The 21,689-nt window shown below is 69.0% G+C and carries 13 protein-coding genes; 10 read left to right on the forward strand and 3 right to left on the reverse strand.

Annotation, left to right across the window (positions count from 1 at the left end; genetic code table 11):
* Positions 1-11 precede the first annotated feature (11 nt).
* Positions 12-1,205 carry an aspartate kinase gene (locus tag VFZ09_RS26170; RefSeq protein WP_329730389.1) on the forward strand — a complete coding sequence of 398 codons (1,194 nt, stop codon included), beginning with the start codon at positions 12-14 and terminating at the stop codon, positions 1,203-1,205.
* 62 nt (positions 1,206-1,267) lie between these two features.
* Complete coding sequence (locus VFZ09_RS26175) at positions 1,268-2,476, forward strand: hypothetical protein (RefSeq protein ID WP_329730390.1); 1,209 nt, start codon at positions 1,268-1,270, stop codon at positions 2,474-2,476.
* Positions 2,477-2,509: 33 nt separating this feature from the next.
* Here the strand turns inward: VFZ09_RS26175 and VFZ09_RS26180 are convergent, their stop codons facing one another.
* Positions 2,510-6,013, reverse strand: a complete 3,504-nt coding sequence (locus VFZ09_RS26180) for a hypothetical protein (protein ID WP_329730391.1) — start codon at positions 6,011-6,013, stop codon at positions 2,510-2,512.
* Positions 6,014-6,183: 170 nt separating this feature from the next.
* Here VFZ09_RS26180 and VFZ09_RS26185 point away from each other — a divergent pair, with 170 nt between their 5' ends.
* A complete protein-coding gene (locus VFZ09_RS26185) occupies positions 6,184-8,727 on the forward strand; it encodes a N,N-dimethylformamidase beta subunit family domain-containing protein (RefSeq protein WP_329730392.1) in 2,544 nt (847 codons plus the stop codon).
* A 243-nt stretch (positions 8,728-8,970) separates the two neighbouring features.
* Entirely contained in the window at positions 8,971-9,534 is a 564-nt protein-coding gene (locus VFZ09_RS26190; protein ID WP_329730393.1) for a hypothetical protein, read from the forward strand.
* A 24-nt stretch (positions 9,535-9,558) separates the two neighbouring features.
* Here VFZ09_RS26190 and VFZ09_RS26195 read toward each other — a convergent pair whose 3' ends face one another.
* Positions 9,559-10,506, reverse strand: coding sequence for an ATP-binding protein (locus tag VFZ09_RS26195; RefSeq protein WP_329730394.1), 948 nt, complete (start codon positions 10,504-10,506; stop codon positions 9,559-9,561).
* A 70-nt stretch (positions 10,507-10,576) separates the two neighbouring features.
* Complete coding sequence (locus VFZ09_RS26200) at positions 10,577-11,227, reverse strand: hypothetical protein (protein ID WP_329730395.1); 651 nt, start codon at positions 11,225-11,227, stop codon at positions 10,577-10,579.
* A gap of 279 nt (positions 11,228-11,506) precedes the next feature.
* Between VFZ09_RS26200 and VFZ09_RS26205 the strand changes: the two genes are divergently transcribed.
* The 6 genes from VFZ09_RS26205 (at position 11,507) to VFZ09_RS26230 (ending at position 21,594) form a co-directional block, all read left to right on the forward strand.
* The gene (locus VFZ09_RS26205) at positions 11,507-15,100 is read left to right on the forward strand and encodes a tetratricopeptide repeat protein (protein WP_329730396.1); all 3,594 of its coding nucleotides are present in this window, start codon (positions 11,507-11,509) and stop codon (positions 15,098-15,100) included.
* A complete protein-coding gene (gltE, locus tag VFZ09_RS26210) occupies positions 15,100-16,539 on the forward strand; it encodes an adventurous gliding motility TPR repeat lipoprotein GltE (RefSeq protein ID WP_414640745.1) in 1,440 nt (479 codons plus the stop codon). Before VFZ09_RS26205 ends, gltE begins: the two co-directional genes overlap by 1 nt.
* A gap of 113 nt (positions 16,540-16,652) precedes the next feature.
* On the forward strand, positions 16,653-16,934 hold the full coding sequence (cglF, locus tag VFZ09_RS26215) for an adventurous gliding motility protein CglF (protein WP_329730398.1): 282 nt from the start codon (positions 16,653-16,655) through the stop codon (positions 16,932-16,934).
* Positions 16,935-17,003: 69 nt separating this feature from the next.
* Positions 17,004-18,926 carry an adventurous gliding motility protein GltG gene (gene gltG / locus VFZ09_RS26220; protein ID WP_329730399.1) on the forward strand — a complete coding sequence of 641 codons (1,923 nt, stop codon included), beginning with the start codon at positions 17,004-17,006 and terminating at the stop codon, positions 18,924-18,926.
* 112 nt (positions 18,927-19,038) lie between these two features.
* Positions 19,039-19,653 (forward strand): adventurous gliding motility protein CglE, encoded by a 615-nt coding sequence (gene cglE, locus VFZ09_RS26225; protein ID WP_329730400.1) that lies wholly within the window; start codon positions 19,039-19,041, stop codon positions 19,651-19,653.
* A gap of 12 nt (positions 19,654-19,665) precedes the next feature.
* A complete protein-coding gene (locus VFZ09_RS26230; protein ID WP_329730401.1) occupies positions 19,666-21,594 on the forward strand; it encodes a DEAD/DEAH box helicase in 1,929 nt (642 codons plus the stop codon).
* Positions 21,595-21,689: the final 95 nt, after the last annotated feature.

Consider the following 21,689-nt stretch of genomic DNA (forward strand, 5'->3'; position numbering starts at 1 on the left):
GCGGGTGCTTTATGCCAATCGTGGTTCAGAAGTACGGCGGCTCGTCGGTCGCCGATGTGGAGAAGATCCGCAAGGTCGCACTCCGGGTGAAGGAGACGCGGGATCGAGGCTACCAGGTGGTGGTGGTGGTCTCGGCGATGGGAGACACGACGGACGAGCTGCTGGCGCTGGCCAAGCAGGTGTCGCCGGACCCGCCGAGGCGCGAGCTGGACATGCTGCTGACGTGCGGGGAGCGCATCTCCATGGCGCTGTTGTCGATGGCGCTGCAGGAGCAGGGGGTGCCGGCCATCAGCTTCACGGGGAGCCAGAGCGGCATCATCACGAACGACGCGCACTCGCAGGCGCGCATCGTGGAGGTGAGGCCGTACCGCATCCAGGACGAGCTGGCGCGGGGCAAGGTGGTGATCGTCGCGGGGTACCAGGGCGTCTCGTACAAGCGGGAGGTGACGACGCTGGGGCGAGGGGGCTCGGACACGACGGCGGTGGCGCTGGCGGCGGCGTTGAGCGCGGAGTCGTGTGAAATCTACTCGGACGTGGACGGGGTGTTCAGCGCGGATCCGCGGGGGGTGCCGGACGCGAGGAAGCTGGAGACACTGTCGTACGACGAGATGCAGGAGCTGGCGAGCGCGGGGGCGAAGGTGCTGAACGCGCAGGCGGTGGAGTTCGCGAAGGCGAAGGGGATCGTCATCCTGGCGAAGACGGCGCACGCGGCGGGGACGGGGACGGCGGTGCAGGAGCTGGTGGCGCCGGCGGACACGCGGGTGAAGGGGGTGACGGCGGAGGCGGAGATGGCGGTGCTGTCGGCGGCGGTGGAGGCGGTGAAGCTGCAGGAGCTGCTGGAGTTCCTGGACGCGCGAGGGGTGCGCGGGAGGGCGCTGGCCTTCGACGGGTTGATGGGGCAGGGGAGGACGTTCATCGCGGTGCCGTTGCAGGACGTGCACGGGCTGGAGGTGCTGAAGCGGGACGTGGGGGCGCGCTTCGGGGAGGCGGTGACGCTGCGGGAGGAGGTGGGGACGGTGACGGCGGTGGGGGCGGGGATGAACGCGGACTGGAGCTACCTGCGAAGGGCGCTGGGGGTGGCGGAGGAGCTGGGGGCGAGGGTGCACGCGGTGCACACGTCGCCGCTGCAGTTGACGCTGCTGGTGGACAAGCAGCACCTCAAGCCGCTCACGGCGAGGCTGCACCGGGAGTTCCTCGGAGCCTGAGCGCCGGAACCTGACCCCTCCCCCCTGGCTGATCGGTGGGAGACGTTGAAGAATGCCGCTCGATGGCTACGTACAACATCTCCCTGGCGGATCTCCGGCAGGACATCGCGGGGGTCATCCCGGCCGGGCTCGTGCTGAGCTGGAACGGGCAGGAGAAGACCTCGGCCCGGCACGAGCAGTTGCTGGCGCCCTTCCGGACGCGGGGCACGCTGCTCTCCATGGACTCGGCGGGACTGTCCACGCTGACCCAGCGCTACTCCCTGGCCCAGGTGATGAAGCTCGTCTCCGAGCCCAAGGAGGTGCTCCACGCCCACGGCACGGCGATTGGCGGTGAGGCCATCGGCATCTGGGCGGCGGACAACGCGCAGATGTTCTTCGAGGAGGCAATCGAGCCGTCGCGGGTCGTCGCGCAGATGCTCGCGGCGCAGGAGCGGGTGAAGGCGCTGCGGGTGCAGGTGGGCATGGGCATCCACACCTGTGAGTGCTACCGGGTGGGAGGCGGGCTCTTTGGCGAGGGCGCGGACTTCATCGAGGCCATCGCGGAGGACGAGACCGCGGGAGGAGAGCTCGTCGTCTCGGGGGCGATCCTCGAGCGCCTCCCCGCGGGAATTCGCGACGCGGCCCGGTTGCGCGAGGACCTCCGGGAGCGGGGCGAGCTGTGGTCGTTGAAGGACTTCCCCGGACGCGTGGAGGCCGTCGAGGGCGGCAACCTCCACTACCCGACGCCCTTCGACGCGGCGTTCTTCCAGCGGGTGCGCTCGACGTCCGTGGAGGAGCTCGGGAAGGAGTCCTTCCCCGAGTACCGGAAGACGCGGACGGTGGTGTTCGTGAAGGTGAGGCACGTCCCGCACGAGTTCCTGCTGGACTCGTTCACGGACATGTCGCTCATCGACCTCGCGGTGCGCCGGATCGCCTCGTCGCACGGAGCGGACGTCGTGAAGTCCAACGGGACGCTGGCGATCGTGCTCTTCGAGGAGGGGCACGCGGCGGTGGCGTTCGCGCGGGACATCATCGAGGGCAACCGCGCCCTGGGCTTCGAGGCCCACGTGGGCGTGTCCCGGGGCGAGGTCTACCTCTTCCCGCTGGCCAACGGAGAGCGGGAGATCGCGGGCAATCCCGTCAACGTGGCCTCCAAGCTCGCGGAGGACTCGGGCCTGGAGGGAGTGCTCGTCGAGCGCTCCGTCGCGCTCGGAGGGCTCGAGCGCGACGGAGCACCCTTCCAGATGACCCTCTCGCGGGTCGAGCTGGCCGGACATCGCTTCGTGGTCTGAAGCGAGGTCCGGGGTGGTGCGACGGACGGCCTCTCAGGGGGCCAGGTAGTGATCGAAGTGGTGATCCAGCGTGCGCGTGCCGTCGGACAGGTTGACGCCTCCCTGGAGCCACGGCGGAACGACGCCCCCCATCACGGCGGGCACGTTCATCGGCTGCCGCCGCGGATCCTGGTAGCGGGGCCCCGAGCCCGCGGTGAGGGCACCGGGACGCAACCCGGGCAGGGGCGCGGTGGAGGTGTGGCAGGTGAGGCAGAAGGTGTTGGAGCTGGTATCGGGCCGGGGCGCGTTCGCCTGGAACACCGGGAGGGCCAGCTTCTGCGCGCGCTTGCACCGCGACGCCAGGGACGGATTCGCATGCGGGTTCTTGTGGACTCGGTCGATGCACAGGTGCTCGCCGTACTGCGCGGGGTAGTCGCGCGGATCCACATAGGACTCCAGCCGCATCTGTTCGCACAGGAGCGTGGGCGCACCCGGATACAGGCTCGCCCGGGAGCGCAGTACCGTCAGCGCGGGGTGCGAGGACTCACCGGTATACGAGGTGATGTCCACCAGTGTCCCGAGCGCGTTGTTGCAGATGTGCTCGTCGAGCCACGCGGCCTGCGTGTCCTGCGCCGACAGCGAGTAGACGCGGAACTCATCCACCCAGCCGAGGAACGGGAGCCTCGACTGTCCCTGGACGAAGGACGGCCCCGGATCGCCCACCGTCATCCACGTCCAACCGTTGACGGTGTCCGCCATGAGGTTGAAGCCGGTGTCCGTGGGCGCGACGGCGAGCGTGGTGACCGGGGTTCCGTTGACGAGGAACTGGAGCGTCCGTTGGCCGGCCCGGGTGAAGACCTTCACGCCGAGGTGGAAGAAGCGGCCCGGCTGGACGAGCGAGCCGAGGTTCACCGTGTACCGGCCCCCGGTGGCGCCGTTGTACACCTCCAGCTCGTGCCACGTGGCACCGGTGATGTCCCTCGCCGCGACGAGTCCAATCCATGAGTTGTCCGGGAAGTAGAAGAGGGTGCGCGGGAGGGTGCGGGTGATGGAGAAGATGACCTTGGTGGGGAATGCCTGGCGCGAGTCGAGCCAGATGCCGAGGTACCAGTCGCGGCGCGAGGGCTGGACGGGGTAGCCCATGTCCATGAAGTCATTGACGCCATCCAGCCACACGCCCTTGCCGCTGACGCCGCCCAGGGCCACGGGCTCGACGCGCGCGCCGCCGCGCAGCCGCAGCGAGCCGGGCCCCTGGAGGTTCTCGGTGCCGTGAGCGGCGCTGGTGGTGGCCGCGTTCTGCACCAGCGGGTTGCGTGCGAAGCGGAAGTCCGCGATCTCCCCGCCCCGCACGTAGGCCCAGGCGTTGCGCGTGGGGATGAACCCGTCCTTGGGGAACGTCTCGGCGCGCTGCGAGCCGAAGGGCGAGACGTCCATGCGCATGGGCGCGTTCATGTGGGCCACGACGAAGGCCTGTTTGTTGAGGTACTCGTCGAAGGCCACCTCGGAGGTGCGCTGGGTGTTGGACTGGACGTTCCACACCACGTCGAAGGGCAGCGTGGGCCGCAGCGCGTCGAAGTGGTTGAGCTGGTTCTCGAAGGAGAAGATGGAGGAGCTGCCCTGGGGCGTCAGCGAGAGATCGTCCCCGGCGTAGAGGCGCAGCCCGAAGGTGCGCGTGAGGTTGTCCGCGCGGTTTCCTCCCAGGTCGGCGATGCTCAACCCGTTGTCGAGGATGACGGCCTTGCCGTGGGTCCACGCGCCCAGCACGCTGATGGCCTGCGCGGGAGCGCGGTCCGGGTTGAACGCCGCGCGTTCCCCGTCGTTCTGCGGCGGGGCGGAGAGGGACTGGGTGGTGACGTTGGGCCCGAACTGCTCCCGGAGGACCATCTGGCGCGCGTAGTAGCCGTCGTGCGGGTTGTTCTTCGCCGCGAAGAAGAGGTTCTTTCCCTCGCGGTCGAGCCACGCGTACGCGCCCTGGTTGCGCACGCCGAACGGGATGGCGTTGCCCATGGAATCGCGGAACGGTTGCGGCACGCCGCCGATCACCTGGGACTTCGCGATCTCGTAGCGGCCGTTCACCTGGGGATCCATCGGCATCATGCTGATGGGCTTCATGTGCGCCCAGCCGTCCGCGCGGCAGGCGTTGGGTGAGTACGAGTAGAAGAGCCCGTCCATGTTGACGACGAGCAGCCGGCCGTCTCCGCTCACCGTGGGCTCGAAGAGGAAGAGCGGCTTGCCCTCGCCCGACGCGGGCCGCGTGTGGACGCCGTTCCAGTAGCCGCCGTTGCTGATGACGGAGTCCTCGTCATCCTCCACCTGGAAGCGCGAGCGCGAGGACTGCCGATCGAAGAACTGGCACCACTTGGGGATGCTGGGCCCCGTGGCGCGGGGGTAGGTGTAGATGGGCTTGCCCGAGCTATAGCCCACCAGGACCTGATCGTAGCACTTGAAGCCGGGGTGGCTGCTGAGGACCTTCGCCCAGTTGATCTGATTGGTGCCCGAGAGCGTCCAGGTGGAGTTGTTGCCGTCGAGATCGCCCCAGGGCGTCTCGTGCACGTTGAAGGGCCGGAAGGGAGGCAGCTCCCATTGGGGCAGGGACTTCACCTCGCCCTCGGGGTTGCGCGGGTAGATCCACAACCCCCAGCCGCCCGGGTCCCAGCCCTGCCGCTCTCCGGCGGACAGCGTCTTCGGGTCGCGGACGAACACGGTCACGTCCACCGAGCGCAGCTCCCACTGGTTGCCATTCTCCGCCGCGGTGAGCCCGTACAGCAACGAGATGTCGTAGCAGTCGCCGGTGACGAGGGGGGAACCGGCCTCGTAGCGCGCCTGGCACTTGAGGGGATTGTGCTTGCTGGAGACGTAGGCCGGCGCCGAGTCCTCGCAGAGCGTGCTGTGGAGCGCGTCGGGGAAGAAGCCGTTGTTTCGCGTCTGCAGCGAGGAGAAGAGCGGGTTGTAGTAGATGAAGGGGTGGCTGCCGGGCTGATGGGTGGGCTGCGAGAACAGGGCGCCCTTGGCGGCGAAGTCGTACTCGAGGTCCTGTCCGAGCACTTCGGGGCGGAACGTGACGAGCATGGAGCTCTCGCCGCAGCCGCGGCAGCCGCCGCGCAGGGACAGGCGTCCGTCGTTGGTGCTCCGGGTGAAGGGGAGCACCTGCTGGGCACCGTCGGCGTCCGCGGTGGAAGGGATGCGCGGGCCATCCCAGAAGTACTCGAAGGGCGGGTAGGGCTGCACCTTGCCCACGAGCGTGGAGGGGAGCAGCGTCGGCGTTTGTCCCGAGGGCTGATAGGGGCGCCAGGCCGGGGACAGCTCCCGGAAGATGCTGGGCCGCTGCGGATTGGCCTCGTTGTAGCAGTTGTCGATGCGGCTGTAGTCGCTGGAGCACGGCGCCGTGCCCACGAGCGCCACGTCGGTGAAGAGCGTGGGGGTGTCGAGTGCCGCGGCCACCGTGCCGGGGCTCTCCGCCTCGGTGGGGGCGGGGGCCTCGGTGCACGCGGCCCAGGCCGTCAGCACCAGCAGGATGGGCCAATGGCGAGGAGCCGGACGCTTCGATTCTGGACGCATGAGACACTCTAACAGACCTGTACCTCTGGAATCCAATGAAAACCGGGTAATTCCAGTGTGGCGGTGAGGGCGCTGATCTGTCCGGCATGCTGCCCGGGGATGGGTGGAACACTTCCCATGCCGGGGCTCGTGCTTACCCTCGCAGGCCCAGGGGGGTTGGGAGGCGGGCCATGGCGAAGGGTGTTCGGATCATCGGGGTGTTGGCTGCCGTACTCTGCCTCCTGGGCCTGGCCGGAGGGTGTGAGGAGACCGGGCCGGGCACGGGCGACTCGAATGGGGGCGGGCGCGACAATTCGCCGGTGCAGCGCTCGGATGGTGGAGAGCCGGACATCGTGGACGGAGGTCCGGCGGCGCCGCCTCCCGAGGATGGAGGGCCGGAGCCGGTTCCACTTCCCCCGCATGACGGGCAGGCGATCCGCAAGGAGAACGCGCGTCCGGGGACGGGGGCGTGGCGCATCAAGCGGGCGGCCAACAACAACGAGATTGAAGGGTACGCGCTCGTCTCCACGGTGACGCAGGGCGAGCGGGTGCCGATCGCGGTCTCGGTGACGGGAGGGCCGCGCAAGTTCAGCTGGGAGGTGTACCGGCTCGGCTATTACGGAGGGCTGGGAGGCCGGGAGGTGGTGCGCGGAGGGCCGCTGCAGGCGGTGCCGCAGGCGCCGTGCCCGCCGCAGAGGCCCACGGGCATCATCGCGTGCAACTGGACGCCGACGCTGGAGCTCGAGACGAACGCGAGCTGGGTGCGCGGGGTGTACGTGGTGAAGCTGGTGCGGGAGGACGGCTACCAGCGCTACGTGCCGTTCTTCGTGAGGGATGTGCAGCCGCGCTCGGAGGTGACGGTGCTCGTCCCGACGACGACGTGGGCGGCCTACAACACCTGGGGGGGCACGAGCCTCTACGACGACAAGTTCCGCATCACCGGGAAGGGGCGTGCCCACCAGTCCTCGTTCGATCGGCCGTACTCCCGGGGCTATGGCTCGGGGCACCTGCTGGATGACGAGCAGGGGTTGATCATGTGGCTGGAGGCGCAGGGGCTGGACGTGGCGTACGTGCCCAACGAGGAGCTGGAGCGGAGCGGGGACTCGCTGCGCGAGGCGAAGGTGCTGGTGATGTCGGGGCACGACGAGTACTGGACGCGGGCGATCCGGGATCGGGCGGACAATGCGGTGGCCGAGGGCCGGTCGATCATCAACCTGGGAGCGAACCAGGCCTACTGGCAGGTGCGGTTGGAGCCGGCGGCGGATGGGAGGCCGAGGCGCATCGTCACCTGCTACAAGGGAGACGCGGAGGATCCGGTGGGGGTGAGGAGCCCGGAGCGGACGGCGAAGTTCAGGGACCTGGCCACGCCGCGTCCGGAGAACGCGCTGTTGGGGGTGATGTTCTCCAGCCGGTGGCACCAGTTCGCGTTCCCCACGGTCATCACGAACGCGAACCACTGGGCCTTCGAGGGGACGGGGCTGAGGAACGGGGACACGCTGTGGAGGGCGAACGGCTACGAGCAGGACCAGGTGGTGGACAACGGCCAGTCTCCGGAGGGGTTGGAGGTGCTGGCGGAGTCACCGGCGTTGTCGCTGCAGGGGGCGTTCGGCTTCGGGCAGATGGTGGTGTTCCGCAAGGGGAACGCGTGGGTGTTCTCGGCGGGAGGCGTGGACTTCGTGCACACGCTGGGGACGAGCGACGCGGCGGATCCACGTGCGGCGCGCCTGGTGGCGAACGTGCTCTACCGCGCGTTGGGGCGGTCGGTGCCGAGGGACCTGGTGGTGCTCCCGGCGACGCCGTTGCCGAAGCCGCGAGGCACCTACGCTCCGGCGGTGCGCACGGTGGCGGGGGAGGCGGGGCGGCGAGGAGATCAGGATGGAGGGCCGGGCCGTGGGCTGCTGGCGGCGCCCATCGCGGTGGCGGTACTGCCGGGTGGAGGCTGGGCGGTGGCGGACGCGATGGCCAACAAGGTGAAGCGGGTGGCGCCGGATGGGAGCATCTCGACGCTCTCGCCGGTGCGGCTCAACGGCCCGATGGGGATTGCCGCGGACGCGCAGGGGAACGTCTACGTCTCCGACTCGGACAACTACTGCATCCGCCGCATCACGCCGGATGGGACGACGACGGTGTTCGCCGGAGCGGTGATGGCGCCGGGCCTGGTGGATGGGCCGGCGGTGCAGGCGCGTTTCAACCAGCCGGCGGGGCTGGCCATCACGCCGCAGGGCGAGTTGCTGGTGGCGGACCTGGGCAATGGCGTCATCCGGCGGATCGATCTGCGGGCTCCGGACAGCCCGGTGACGACGTTGCCGGCGAACCTGTGGCTGTACCGGCCCTCGGCGGTGGCGCAGGGGCCGGACGGGACGGTGTACGTGGTGGAGACGGGAATGTCGCGCGTGATGGCGCTGCGCAACGGCACGGTGAGCGTGGTGGCGGGCTCGCCGCCGGGAGGCTTCGCGGACGGTGCCGGGGAGAACGCGCGGATGCTGCCGTACCTGGGCCTGGCGGTGCTGGCGGACGGGAGCCTGGCGGTGTCGGATCCAGGCAACTACCGGGTGCGGCGCATCACGCCGAGTGGCGAGGTGACGACGCTGGCGGGCTCGGGCCGTTTCGGCGCTCGCAACGGAAGCGGAGGCGACGCGGACCTGGTACTGCCCGCGGGGCTCGCGGTGGGCCCGGACGGAACGCTGTACGTGGCGGAATCGGGCAACGCGCTGCTGCGCGCCATCACGCCGTGAGCTGAGCCTGTCAGCTCTCCGCGGTTTCATCGGAGCGACTCCGCTCCTTGGGCTACAATCCCGGGAGTGGCCCTGGTGATCCGCGGAGAGGGACATGTCCAAACGGCGCTGGCTTCTCGGTGTGTTCGTAGTGCTGTCCCTCTGGGGCTGCGGCCATACCGGCGCTGCTACGGCCCCACGGGATGAGTCCGGCTCACAGGCTGGGAGCGCTTGATGGAGAAGATGGGAACGGTGAGGTGAGCGATGGCGCACCCTGGACTCGAGGAGTTGATAGCGAGGTTCCAAGCAGCCCGGCAGTCGGGAGATATCGCCCGGCCGAGCGAGGAGCAGCTCCGGTTGCACCGTGAGCTGGCCGAGACCTGCCCTGCGTTCACGCAGAACGCCCTGTTCCTCGCCTGGTTGCTGCAACGGAGGCTCTGGACCGCACCGGATGAGGGGCAGGACCCGGAGCCCGCTTTCGCGGAGGTTCAGCGGCTTCTGGCGCAGGCCGTCCAGGGGTCCTACCGCGGCGCTCCCGCCCTCGTGGAACTGGGCTTCTTCCTGGATACTTATCGTGACTCCTCGCACGAGGCCGCGAAGCTCTACGAGGAAGCCGCGGCCAAGGCTTCGGTGACGCTCAAGGACGCGTGGTGGGGGCTGATCCGGTACTGGAATGCCGAGCGAACGAAGGAGACACTGGAGAAGGCGCTCCGGCTGGGAGAGTTGGCGGAGAAGATGTTTCCGGACTCCCACGAGCTCATCGAGGAGTTGATGACGACGCGGCAGTACGCCGCTCAAGAGGGACTGCTCAAGCCCGAGCAGTCCTGAATTCGTCGCCTCGAGCCCACGATTTCAGCGTCCCGGGCCGCGCATGCCGCCCGGAGGAGGTCCCGGGCGCACGTCCAGCTCCTGCCGCATGCGCCGCTGATCCGGCGTCTCCTTGGGCAGCTCCACGAAGCCGCACATCTCGCACAGGCGGCTGTAGATGCGCTCGCCCACGCGCTCGCGCAGCAGCTCCACGTCGCGGGCCGCGGTCTTCGCGTCCTCGGTGCTGCGGTAGCCGCTCGGTGCCGCGGTCCGGACGCTCTTGCGCTCCGGCTCCAGCGAGTAGTTCGTCGCGAAGAGGGTGGTGCGCCCCGCGTTGTAGCGCCGGGCGATCAGCTCATCGAGCGTCTCCATCTCGAACTGGCTGCCGCGCCCCTTGCCCATCTCGTCGATGGCCAGCACCTCCACGTCCGACAGGGGGCCGATGATCTCCCCGCCGCTCTTGCCCTCCTGGAAGCCGCGCCGGATGGTGGCGTAGAGCAGGGAGATCTCGACGTAGCGCGCCTCCAGGCCCACCTCGAGCACCAGGTGCTTGAGCGTGGCCGCCAGCAGGTGCGTCTTCCCCGTGCCCACCGGGCCACTGAGGATGAAGCCCTTGTTCACCCCGCCCTTGGCGTAGTGGTGGGCGAAGTGCATCGCCAGGTTGCGCGCCCGATCCTGTGCCTCGTTGAAGGCCCGGTAGTTCTCGAAGCTCGCGTGCGCCGCCACGCCGGGCAGCCCCACCTGGTTGAAGTGCTCCATGCGCTTCGCCCGGTGCTGGCAGACGCACGGCACGAGCACCTCGTAGCGCTTGGGGCCCACCTTCGCGCTGAAGGTCTCCTCGCGCGTCTCGTACGCGTACCCGCGTCCCTCACACAGCCCGCACCGGGCCGAGCACGTGCACACCCGTGCCTGCGCCCGGTCTCCGCGCCGCTCGATGAGGTACGTTCGCCCCCCACACTCGCCACACACCTCGCCGCTCGCCTTGGTGCCCATGTCCGCAGGCCATAGCAGAGCGCCCTGACGCTCGTCAGCCTGCTACACGGACGTTCACCCACCTACCGCTCTAGGCATCCATCAGCCCCAGCCGCCGGCGCACCACCGCCAGCAGCCGGAAGCGCCGGGCCAGCCGCCGGGCGCGGAAGGACATGTACTGCTGATCCATGTCCTCCCCCCGGGCCGTGCGCCACAGCTCGCGCCGCTCGGAGAAGGGCAGGGCGCGCAGCAGCATCAGCCCCACCAGCGTCTCCAGGGCCTCCATCCGCGCGAACTCGGTGGGCACCTCGTGCAGCACCGCCTCCAGCAGCCGGTGGACGCGGGGGGCCAGCGCCGGCTCCCGCTCGGCCAGCCGCTCCAGCGAGGCCTGCAGCTGGGCGTGGCGCTGCTCCTCCCACGAGCGCATCCGGGCCGTGCGCCGGCTGCTCTCGGTGCCCGCGCCCGCGGTGCGCTCGCGGTGCTTCTTGATCTCCGCCTCCACCTGCTTGCGGCAGGCCCGGAGGCTGCGCAGCACCGGCTCGCCGGGGCGCGCGTCCCACAGCGCCTTCTCCGCCGAGCGGGCGATGCCCCGCGCCACCACCTCGAAGGGAACTCCCTGCTCGGCCCAGGACGTCAAAAGCTCCACGTCGAGCGCGGACAGCATCAATCCGCTGCCGCGTATCGCGAGGAAGTAGTCCTGCACCAGCTCTTCGAAGCTGGCGCTCTCGGGCAGGAGGCTCATGTGGTGCGACATCTCCCTGGTGGGCAGCCGGACGGCCGGGCGCAAGATTCCCCCTTACCAGGAGGGACTGACAGAGCAACCCGGAGAACGCTTTTCGCACAGCCCTTCTGAAAACTTTCCGGCTGGGTCCAAGCAGCCCGGCATGCCCCCAAGGGGCTGTTGACCGGCCCCAACGCACCGCGCATAGTGCGCGCCTTCCAGATGGAAATTCCCGAAGAGTCCCGGACACTTGCCGAGCAGGCGAGGAACCGCGACGGAAGACCCCCGCAGAGGAAACCCATGCGCCGCACGCTCCTCCTCAGCCTTCTGCTCCTGGCCACGACGGCCAATGCGCAGGACAAGAAAGCGCCGCGCGACGCCAACCTCGGCAAGAAGAGCTCCACGGCCGTGGTGGACAAGTCGCTCGCTGGCGATATCAGCCGCAAGAAGGAGAAGCAGGACAACGCGCCCGCCCTCCAATACGACCAGTTCCGCCTCGGCGTGGAAGGCCAGGTCGCCACCAAGCGCCGCGAGCAGATCGAGTCGCTCAAGAAGATCATCTCCCTCTCGGCGGACCAGAAGGAGCAGCCCGCGCTGCTCTTCCGCCTGGGCGAGCTGTACTGGGAGGAGTCGAAGTTCTACTTCTTCGAGGCGAACCGGAAGGACGACGAGCTCATCGCGGCGATGAACCGCGGGGACGCCGCGGGCCAGAGCCGCGCCAAGGCGGGCAAGGCCGAGCTCCTCACCCGCCAGAAGCAGTACGGCAAGCTCGCGCTCGAGCAGTACACGAAGATCGTCCAGGAGTACCCGGACTTCGAGCGCTCGGACGAGGTGCTCTTCTTCCTCGGCACGTACCTGATGGAGGACGGCCAGGATCGCAAGGCGCTGGTGGCCTTCAAGCGCCTGGTGGAGAAGCACCCGAAGTCCAAGTACATCCCCGACGCCTGGCTGGCCTTCGGCGAGTACTACTTCAACAACTCGAAGGGCAAGCACGCGGACCTGGAGAAGGCGCTCGCCGCCTACAAGAAGGCCGCCGAGTTCCCCGAGAGCCAGGTGTACGCCTTCGCCCTCTACAAGCAGGGCTGGTGCTACTTCAACCTCGCCGACTACGCCAACGCCAAGGACAAGTGGAAGGCCGTGGTGCTCTACGGCGAGCTGGCGGGCGCGCAGGCCGTGGAGAAGGACGGCGGCGCCAACAAGAAGGGCAGCTCGCTGGTGCGCGAGGCGCGCACCGACTACGTCCGCGCCTACGCCCGCGAGGGTGACGTGACGCTGGCCCGCGAGGACTTCTCCAAGGTCGCCACCAACCCGGACGACCGCTTCGCGATGATGCGCACCCTGGCCAACATGTATTACGGCGAGGGCAAGGACCGCGAGGCGGCCATCACCTACAACACCCTCATCAAGGAGAAGCCGCTCTCCCCCGAGGCCCCGGGCTTCCAGGGCCGCATCGTCGACATCGTCCTCCGCATGGGCAACAAGGAGCGCACCGTCACGCAGGTGCGCCGGCTCGTGAAGATCATGAAGGAGGTCGAGGGCTCCGGCGTCATCAAGGAGGAGAAGGACAAGAAGGCGCTCGAGGAGGCCAAGGATCTGGCCGAGCGCACCCTGTCCAACCTCGCCGTCACCTGGCACAACGAGGCGAAGAAGACGCGCGAGGAGGCCACGTTCGGCTACGCCGACATGATCTACTCGGACTACCTCACGCTCTTCCCGGAGAGCTCCAAGGCGTATGACCTGCGCTTCTTCTGGGCCGAGCTCCTCAACGACAACCTCCAGAAGTTCGACAAGGCCGCGGCCAACTACACGCTCGTCGTGTTGCAGGACGTGAAGCAGCTGGAGGCCAAGGACGAGAAGGGCAACCCCAAGCCCGGCAAGCCGGGCAAGTGGCTGAGCAACGCCGCGTACAACGCCGTGCTCGCCTATGACGAGATGGTGAAGGACGCCGAGGCCAAGGGGCTCTTCAAGGACGAGATCAGCAAGGACATCCGCAAGAAGGCCAACATCCCGCAGGGCAAGAAGGACCTGCTGGAGGCCTGCGAGCGCTACCTGAAGTACGTGCCCAAGGGCGACAAGAAGGTGGAGATCGCCTTCAAGGCGGCCAACATCTACTACCGCCACAACCACTTCGACGAGGCGGTGCTGCGCTTCAGCGAGATCGCCCTCGGCTCGCCCGAGTACAAGTTCGAGACCGGCGAGCGCGCCGCGGAGATCGCCGCCAACCTGATCCTCGACTCGTACAACCTGCTCGAGGACTGGGCGAAGGTGAACGAGTGGGCGCGCAAGTTCTACGCCAACGACAAGCTGGCCACCGGCAAGTTCCGTGACGAGCTCTCCAAGGTCATCGAGCAGTCCGCCTTCAAGCTGGTGAGCCAGCTCGAGGCCAAGAACCAGTTCGCCAAGGCGGCCGAGGCCTACCTGTCCTTCGTGGCGGACTTCCCGCAGACGGAGATCGCCGACGTGGCGCTCTTCAACGCCTCGGTGGACTACTACAAGGCGAAGATGCTGGATAAGGCCATCCAGGTCCGCCAGCGCATCATCGAGCAGTACCCGTCCTCGCGCTTCGTGCCGGAGTGCATCTACAACAACGCGGAGGCGCTGGAGGCCATCGGTGACTTCCTCGAGTCCGCGGACGTGTACGAGCAGTACGTGGACGGCTACGAGGCCAGCAAGAGTGGTGGCGCCGCCAGGCCGGCCCCCTCCCGCGCCAAGAAGGGCAAGGGCAAGGGCAAGGCTCCGGTGGTGGTGTCCGACAAGCCCGGCGCCCCGCAGAAGTGGGAGGAGTCCAAGGCCCAGGTGGCGCTCTTCAACGCGGCCACCTACCGCGAGGGGCTCGGCCAGCTCAAGGAGGCCCTGACCCTGCGCGAGCGCTACCTGACGCTCTGGCCCAAGGCCAAGGACGCCGAGGACGTGTTCCTGGCCATCGTGGACCTGCACGAGAAGACGGGCAACTACATCAAGGCCATGACGCAGCTGGAGGAGTACGAGCGCCAGTACATGCGCAGCCCCAGCAAGTTCCTCATGGCCGAGGGCCGCATCGTCGACATCTACGAGAACAAGCTGCGCCGTCCCAAGGACACCGAGCGCCTCTACGCCCGCATCCTCGACTACTACGAGAAGCTGCCCAAGCGTCTGCAGACGTCGCTGGACAAGCCGGCGCTGGAGCCCGTGGCCCGCGCCCAGTTCCGCAGCGTGGAGCCGGACTTCCAGTTCTACTCGCGCGTGAAGCTGTCCTGGGGCCGCCCGGCCAGCCCGGAGAAGTTCAAGGCCTCCATCAAGGACAAGAACGACTCGCGCGCGGTGGTGGAGAAGAAGTACGTGCAGACGGTGCAGATCGGCGCCGCCGAGCCCGGCATCTGCGCCCTGCACCGCCTGGGTCTCGTCTACGACAACTTCGCGGACAAGCTCATCAACGCGCCCATGCCCCCGGGCATCGACGAGGAGACGGAGGGCGCGCTGCGCGAGGAGTTCGGCAACAACGCCCAGCCCCTCAAGGAGAGCGCCGCCGAGGCCTTCGGCAACGCCGTGGCCAAGGCCCGCGAGCTGGACATCTTCAACAACTGCGCGGCCGAGAGCTTGAAGATGCTGCGCACCACCTACCGCCCGGATCAGTTCCCCATGATGGTCGAGGAGAAGGTGGCCCTCTCCAAGGGCAATGACCTCGTCATCGGTGGAGACCTGCTCACCGCCATCCAGGACGTGCCGCCGCCCGTCGTCGAGACGGCCACGGCCGAGCAGACGCAGACGCAGGAGGCCGCCGAGGACGTGTCGGATCTGGCCAGGCGGCTGCAGCAGCAGACGGCCACCCAGGTCGATGGTCCGTCCGCTCCCACCAAGGAGGGGACGCCCAAGAAGGCCGGGACGGACGAGCAGGAACCGGAGGACTTCCTCTAATGAATCGCCCCCCCATGATGCGCTCAATCCTCCTGGCCGCGCTCGCGGCGCTGTTCGCCGCGGGCTGCGCGGGCACCACTGCCGCCACCACCGGCAACACCGGCACCACCGGTGGCAAGACGAGCAAGTCCAACGAGCCGCCCCCCATCTCCAACCGCGCCAAGCTCCTCTTCGAGGACGCCCTCGGCGCGCTGGAGGCCCAGAAGAAGGCCAACGCTCTCGACTACCCGTCGCTCGAGCGCAAGTTCAAGGCCGCGCTCGACGCGGACCCGAACGTGGCCGAGGCCGAGTACAACCTGGGTGTCCTCGCCGAGCGGCAGGGCAACACCCAGGAGGCCGTTGCCCGCTACCAGGCGGCCCTCAAGAAGAAGCCCACCCTGCGCCAGGCCTCCGAGAACCTGGCGGTGATCGCCCAGAACGCGGGCGACATCTCCGGCGCGGTGTCCATCTACCAGGGCATCCTCAAGATCTACCCGGACGACGGCAACGCCCGCGCCCGTCTGGCGGAGATCTACCGGCAGACCGGTGACCAGGAGAAGGCGATGGAGCTGGCGCGCGCCGCCCTCATGCGCGAGCCCCAGTCCGTCACCGCCTACAAGGTGATGATGCGCAGCTACCTGGAGCGCAAGCAGCTGGCCATGGCCAAGCTGGTGGCCCTGCGCGCCATGAAGATCGACCAGAACGATCCCGAGCTGCACCACACCATCGGCCTCGTCCTCCTGCAGGAGGACAAGAAGGACGCCGCGCGCCTGTCCTTCAAGCGCGCCATCGAGGTCCGCGCCGACTACGTGCCCTCGCGCGTGCAGCTGGCGCAGATGGAGCTGGACTCGGAGGACTACCCCGGCGCCGAGGAGCACCTGCGCCGCATCCTCCAGGCCGACAGCAAGAACGCCGCCGCCCACCTCAACCTCGGCATCGCCTACAAGGGCCAGGGCCAGCTGGACAAGGCCATGCAGGAGTATGACGAGGCGGAGAAGCTCGACCCGAAGATGGCCGCCGTCCACTTCAACCGCGCCGTCCTGCTGCACCGCCACAAGGGTGCTCCGGAGCGCGCCATCGAGCTGTACCGCAAGTACATCGCCATGTCCGGCGGTGAGGTGGCCCTCAACGCCGAGCACCCCATCTTCGGGCTGCTGCGCGAGGCCGAGACCATCGTCCAGGCCCAGCGCGAGGCCGTGGCCGCCGAGGAGCAGCAGAAGCAGCTCGAGGCCCTCCAGAAGCAGCAGCAGGAGGCGATGAAGGCCGAGGAGGCCAGGCAGGGTGGCACCGTCACCCCCGCCTCGGGCACCGACGCCCCGCCTCAGACCACCCCGGCCGGTGGCACCCCGCCTCCCGCCGCCGACGCCCCGCCCGCCGCCGGCCAGCAGCCCGCCGCCGCACCTGCGCAGAAGAATCCAGCCAAGACGGAACCGACCGAACCGTCTGACGACATCTTCTAGGAGTGTGTGGCGAGGGTGGGGGGATTGATGCGAACCTTCGTCCGCTGGCGCCGGATTCCGGCGCTGGCGGACGTACTGCGGAACCCCGGAGGGGGAACCGCTCGGAGAAAGTCATGCGGAAGCTCCTGATGCTGTGCGTGGTACTCGCGGTGAGCCCGGCCGTTGCCCAGGACGAGGGGGAGAGTGCTCCTCGCCGGGAGGCCGGTGGGGGTGGGGGCAAGGCCCAGAAGGGCGGCTCCCAGTCCATCGACTTCGAGGACGACACCATCGAGGGTGACCTCACCAAGCCGGATGGCGAGTACGTCGAGGCTCGCAAGAAGGTCCAGCACTCCAACCTGATCCGCATCCGCGAGGACTTCGAGGACAAGGTGATGCAGTCGGTGGGTGAGCTGTAGAAAAAAGCCGGGAACCCGCCACCGCACGCGTTGTCCTAGAGATCGCCGAAAGCCAACTGGGGAATTTCCATGCCCGTCCCTCTGACACTCAAGGTCTTCAAGGGTGACACCCTCGTCACCGCCAAGGACTTCGAGCGCGACATCATCAAGATCGGCCGTCTCGCCTCCGCACACCTGTGCCTGGAGGACGAGAAGGTCAGCCGCATCCACTCCGTCATCGAGGTGGCCGCAGACGGCAGCCTGTCGATCATCGACATGGGCAGCGTCGAGGGCACCTACGTCAACGGCAAGCGCGTCAACAAGGGACAGCTGTCCTTCGGCGATGAGATCAAGGTCGGTGGCACCACCATCCGCCTGGAGAATCCCGCCGCCGTGGCCGCGGTGAACCTGGCGACCGCCGCGGCGAGCACCGCGCCGACCCCGGCTCCCGTGGCCCCCGTGCCCGAGACGCCGCTGGCCGTGGGCCTGTCCCAGGCGGCGGTGTCCCCGGCCGCCGCGGCCGCCGTGACGCCCGCCCCCGTGCCGGTGGTGGTGCAGCAGCCGGTGGCCGCCGCTCCCGCGCCGAAGGCCGCCGCGCAGCCGGTGGCCGCTCCCGTGGAGCACGCTCCCGCCGAGCCCGCTCCGCGCGTGCGCCGGATCGCCCGCAAGGGCAACGGTCCGCTCGGCCTGGGCCTGCACTTCATGTGGGGCGACCAGCGCGTGGGCGACTTCTTCCTCGCCCCGGGCCAGAAGCGCTCCTTCAGCGTCGGCTCCGCCAAGGGCGTCGACTTCATCATGGGTGACGCCAAGCTGGGCGGTGAGCGCTTCGAGGTGGTGCGCACCGACGGCCAGGGCTTCACCGTGCTCTTCACCGGCAAGATGAAGGGCGAGCTCACCCGCAAGGGCGACACCTCGGACCTCAAGGCCGTCATCGAGTCCGGCAAGGCCACCCACGAGGGCGAGGCCTACGCGCTCACCCTCAAGGAGGATGACTTCCTCTGGGTGGACCTGGGTGGCGTGACGCTGGAGGCCGTCTTCGAGCCCGTGCCCAAGCGCGCCATCGCCGCGCTGGGCGAGTCGATGGACTTCGCCGTCATCAACATCTTCCTGGTGATGTTCTTCCTCGCCTCCATGTTCGTCATCGCGGCGGCCAACCACGCCGCGGCCGGTGACGAGTTCGCGGACGAGCTGGCGGGCAACAACTCGCGTCTGGCCAAGCTCATCGTCAAGCCGCCCGAGACGCAGAAGAACAAGTTCCTCGAGAAGCTCAACCAGCAGAAGGCGGAGAAGCAGGCCGAGAAGGCCAAGGCGGCGAAGAAGGAGGACAGCGGGAAGAAGGAGGTCGTGAAGCAGAACCAGCCCGCGTCCAACGCCAAGCCCGACAAGAAGGCGGCGGCCAAGAACATGGCGGCCAAGATCTTCGGTGGCAAGGGCGGCGCCTCCAGCCTCTTCGGCGGTGGCGGTCTCGGTGGTGATCTGAAGAGCGCCATGGGCGGCCTGGTCGGCAAGGGCAGCATGGTGGGCGGCCTCGGTGGCCTCGGCCTGAAGGGCGGCGGCGGTGGTGGCGGTGGTGGCGGTGACGTCATCGGCATCGGCGCGGTCGGCACCAAGGGCCGTGGTGGTGGCATGGGCGGCTACGGCTCCGGCGTGGGCGGCCTGGGTGGCAAGCAGAGCGTGGACGTGGGCATCGCGGCCGAGGACGCCACGGTGAGCGGCTCGCTCGACAAGGAGCTCATCCGCCAGGTCATCCAGCGCAACAAGTCGCAGATCAAGTACTGCTACGAGAGCCTGCTCAACCGCTTCCCGAAGCTGGGCGGCAAGGTGTCCGTGCGCTTCATCATCGCCGCCGAGGGCAACGTCATCAGCTCCTCCGTGGCCCAGTCCACCGCGGGCAACCCCGAGCTGGAGCAGTGCGTGGCCGGCCGCGTCCGCACCTGGGCCTTCCCCAAGCCCAAGGGCGGGGGCTCGGTGACGGTCACCTATCCGTTCATCTTCAAGGCGGCCGGCGAGTAGCTTCCGCCGAGCAGTGAAAAGGTTCAGGTGGGCGGTTCCGCCGAGGCGGGGCCGCCCATCCTGCTTTTTGGCACTGGCGTCCCGGCGCTGCTGGGCTAACGTCCGCCCCCGCATGAAAGCCTTCCGCCCCTTCGTCGTTTGCGCCGCTCTGGCCCTCCCCGCGCTCGCGCATGCGCAGGCCGCCGGTGACAGGCCGGCCGAGTCCTTCGAGGAGATCGAGCGCGGCATCTACTTGTCGGTGCTCGGTGGCCCGTTCTTCGTCGTCAACCCGCCGTCCACCTCGGGCCCGCGGCCCTTCTCTCCCGGGCAGATGGCCCAGGTGGAGCTGGGCGTGGACATCGGCGAGCGCCTGTCGCTGGGCGTCTTCGTGATGGGTGCCTCCAACCGGGCGGGCTCCGAGTACGTGGGCAACTCGGGAGGCGCGGCCTCGGGCGACTTCTCCATGCTGGTGCCCGGCGCGGTGGCTCGCTTCCACCTGGTGGGCCTGGCCGATGCCCAGGACGTCCAGCGCACGTGGATCTACGTCCGCGGCGGTGCCGGGTACGCCCTGTTCAGGCCGCAGCAACTCCTGCCGGACCCCGACATTCTGGTATTCGCCGGACCGGGACTGGAGTACTACACACGCCTTCGCCACTTCTCGGTAGGTATCGAGGTGACGGGCAGCTTCTTCGTCAAGTCTCAGTCATTCGGGTTCGCGGTGACGCCGAACCTTCGCTACGCGTTTTAGCGGGAGAATCACGTGCCTCAGGAGAATGGAAGCGGTGGACCGCGCGGTGGGCGGGGCCCGGGCGCAGGTCCCGGTCAGGGTCCGCGCCGTGAGGGTCCGGGTGGTGGTTTCGGTGGTCGTGACGGCGGTTTCGGTGGTCGTGACGGCGGCCGCGGCGGCCGGGGCGATGGTCCCCGGGGCCGTGGGCGCGATCGCGCGGAAGGCCCCATCGGTCCGGGCCAGCGCGTCATCGCTGATTTGAGCACCCTGGAGAAGGCGCTGGGCAAGAGCGATTTCGCCGCCCAGAAGTCGCCGCTCGAGTCGATCGTCCGCTCGCTGCGCACCATGCGGGTGAAGTCGCTCGAGGAGCTGGATCTCAACGTGCGTGGCCGGCTCATCACCACGCTGCTGCGCGTGCAGCGCCAGACGCGGCCGCCCCAGCCCGAGGCTTCGGCGGCCGGTGAGTCCGGTGCCGCTCCAGAGGCCGCCGCCGAGGCCACTCCGGCTCCCGCGGAGGCCACGGGTGGTGAGGCCGCTGCTGCGGCGGAGGGTGCCGAGGCCGCTGCTCCCGCGGAGGGTGCGGCCGCTCCCGCGGCGGATCCGGCGAAGGAGAAGTTCCAGGCCTACGTGGACGTCATGTACCTGGTGGGCCGTGCCTGGCGCGCCGCGGGCGATGCGGAGCGGGCCTCGTCGGCCTTCGCGCTGAGCGGCCGCGAGCCGCAGCCCGAGCGCGAGGAGCCCGCCGCCGCCCGTCCTCCCGCGGGGGAGCGCCGGGAGGGTGAGCGCGGTGATCGTCGTGAGCGGGGTGATCGCCGCGAGGGTCGTGAGCGCGGCGAGCGCCGGGAAGGCCGTGAGGGTGAGCGCCGGGAGCGTCCTGAGCGCGGCGAGCGCCGGGAGCGCGGCGAGCGTCCCGAGGGCGAGCGCCGGGATCGTGGCGATCGTGAGCGCCGGCAGCCGCTGCCCGAGCTGACGGGTGACTGGTCGGAGCAGGCGAAGCAGCTCGAGGGCATGGGCCGTACCCGCGACGCGGCGCGCATGCACGAGCGCAACAACTCCTTCGCCGATGCCGTCCGGCTCTTCGAGGCCGGTGGGGACATCAAGAGCGCGCTGCGCGTCGCGCTGGCGGGCAAGGACAACGACACCGCCCGCCGCCTCATGGCGACGGTCCCCGCCGAGCAGCTCCCCCAGGTGCTCGAGAAGGCCGGCGCCTACGAGCTGCTGATGGAGATCTACATCGGCAAGGGTGACTTCGAGAACGTCGCCCGGCTGTACGAGCGGGCCCGTCAGTTCGATCAGGCGGCGCTCGCCTACGAGCGTGCCGGGAAGCTGGCGCTGGCGCGCAAGGCGTACGAGCGCACCCGCGACTTCGCGGCGGCCAACCGCGTCCGGGACCTGGAGGTGAAGGCCCTGGTCGAGCGCGGGGATCGGCTCGGTGCGGCCACCCTGCTGGTGAACGCCGGCCGCGGCAAGGAGGCCGTGGAGGTGCTCGGGACGCTGCCGCCTCCCAAGGCCTTCCACTTCCTCAACCGCCTGAAGCTGACGGACGAGGCCAAGGCCCTGGCGCAGAAGGAGCTCGCCCGCGCCGAGGCGGAGAACAAGCCGGCCGGCCGTGCCCGGTGGCTGGAGCTGCTCGGGGAGTCCGCCACCGCGGCGGCGCTCTACGAGGAGATCGGCCGCAAGGAGAAGGCCATGGTGCTCTACGAGCAGATCGGCCACCTGCCCAAGGCCGCCGCCCTGGCCGAGGAGCTCCAGCTGCGGGACAAGGCCACCGAACTGTTCACCAAGCTGGGTGACGACGCGGGCGTGCAGCGTGCCCAGGCCCTGCCCGCCACTCCGCCGCCCAAGCGGCCCGCGGATGCCGCCGCGGCCGCCGAAGAGGCTGAAGAGACTGGGGCCGAGGGCGCGAAGGACTCCGAGGCGAGCTCGTCCGCTCCGGCTGCAAACGAGCAAGAAAGCCAATAAATCTCGACAGTTGGCGGGATTTACGTGATTGCTGGGGGCGGTGAGCGGGCTGTAGAGTCCGCTCCCGCCCCTTTCTTTCGCGAGGCCCGCCCTTC

Source organism: Archangium sp. (genome assembly GCF_036277355.1).
Taxonomy (GTDB): domain Bacteria; phylum Myxococcota; class Myxococcia; order Myxococcales; family Myxococcaceae; genus Archangium.

Coding starts and splice junctions, on each gene's coding strand:
- cglE (WP_329730400.1), top strand. CDS start 19,039: ATGAAAGCCTTCCGCCCCTTCGTCGTTTGCGCCGCTCTGGCCCTCCCC.
- VFZ09_RS26185 (WP_329730392.1), top strand. CDS start 6,184: ATGGCGAAGGGTGTTCGGATCATCGGGGTGTTGGCTGCCGTACTCTGC.
- VFZ09_RS26175 (WP_329730390.1), top strand. CDS start 1,268: ATGGCTACGTACAACATCTCCCTGGCGGATCTCCGGCAGGACATCGCG.
- VFZ09_RS26190 (WP_329730393.1), top strand. CDS start 8,971: ATGGCGCACCCTGGACTCGAGGAGTTGATAGCGAGGTTCCAAGCAGCC.
- VFZ09_RS26180 (WP_329730391.1), bottom strand. CDS start 6,013: ATGCGTCCAGAATCGAAGCGTCCGGCTCCTCGCCATTGGCCCATCCTG.
- VFZ09_RS26195 (WP_329730394.1), bottom strand. CDS start 10,506: ATGGGCACCAAGGCGAGCGGCGAGGTGTGTGGCGAGTGTGGGGGGCGA.
- gltG (WP_329730399.1), top strand. CDS start 17,004: ATGCCCGTCCCTCTGACACTCAAGGTCTTCAAGGGTGACACCCTCGTC.
- VFZ09_RS26170 (WP_329730389.1), top strand. CDS start 12: ATGCCAATCGTGGTTCAGAAGTACGGCGGCTCGTCGGTCGCCGATGTG.
- VFZ09_RS26200 (WP_329730395.1), bottom strand. CDS start 11,227: ATGAGCCTCCTGCCCGAGAGCGCCAGCTTCGAAGAGCTGGTGCAGGAC.
- cglF (WP_329730398.1), top strand. CDS start 16,653: ATGCGGAAGCTCCTGATGCTGTGCGTGGTACTCGCGGTGAGCCCGGCC.
- VFZ09_RS26205 (WP_329730396.1), top strand. CDS start 11,507: ATGCGCCGCACGCTCCTCCTCAGCCTTCTGCTCCTGGCCACGACGGCC.
- gltE (WP_414640745.1), top strand. CDS start 15,100: ATGAATCGCCCCCCCATGATGCGCTCAATCCTCCTGGCCGCGCTCGCG.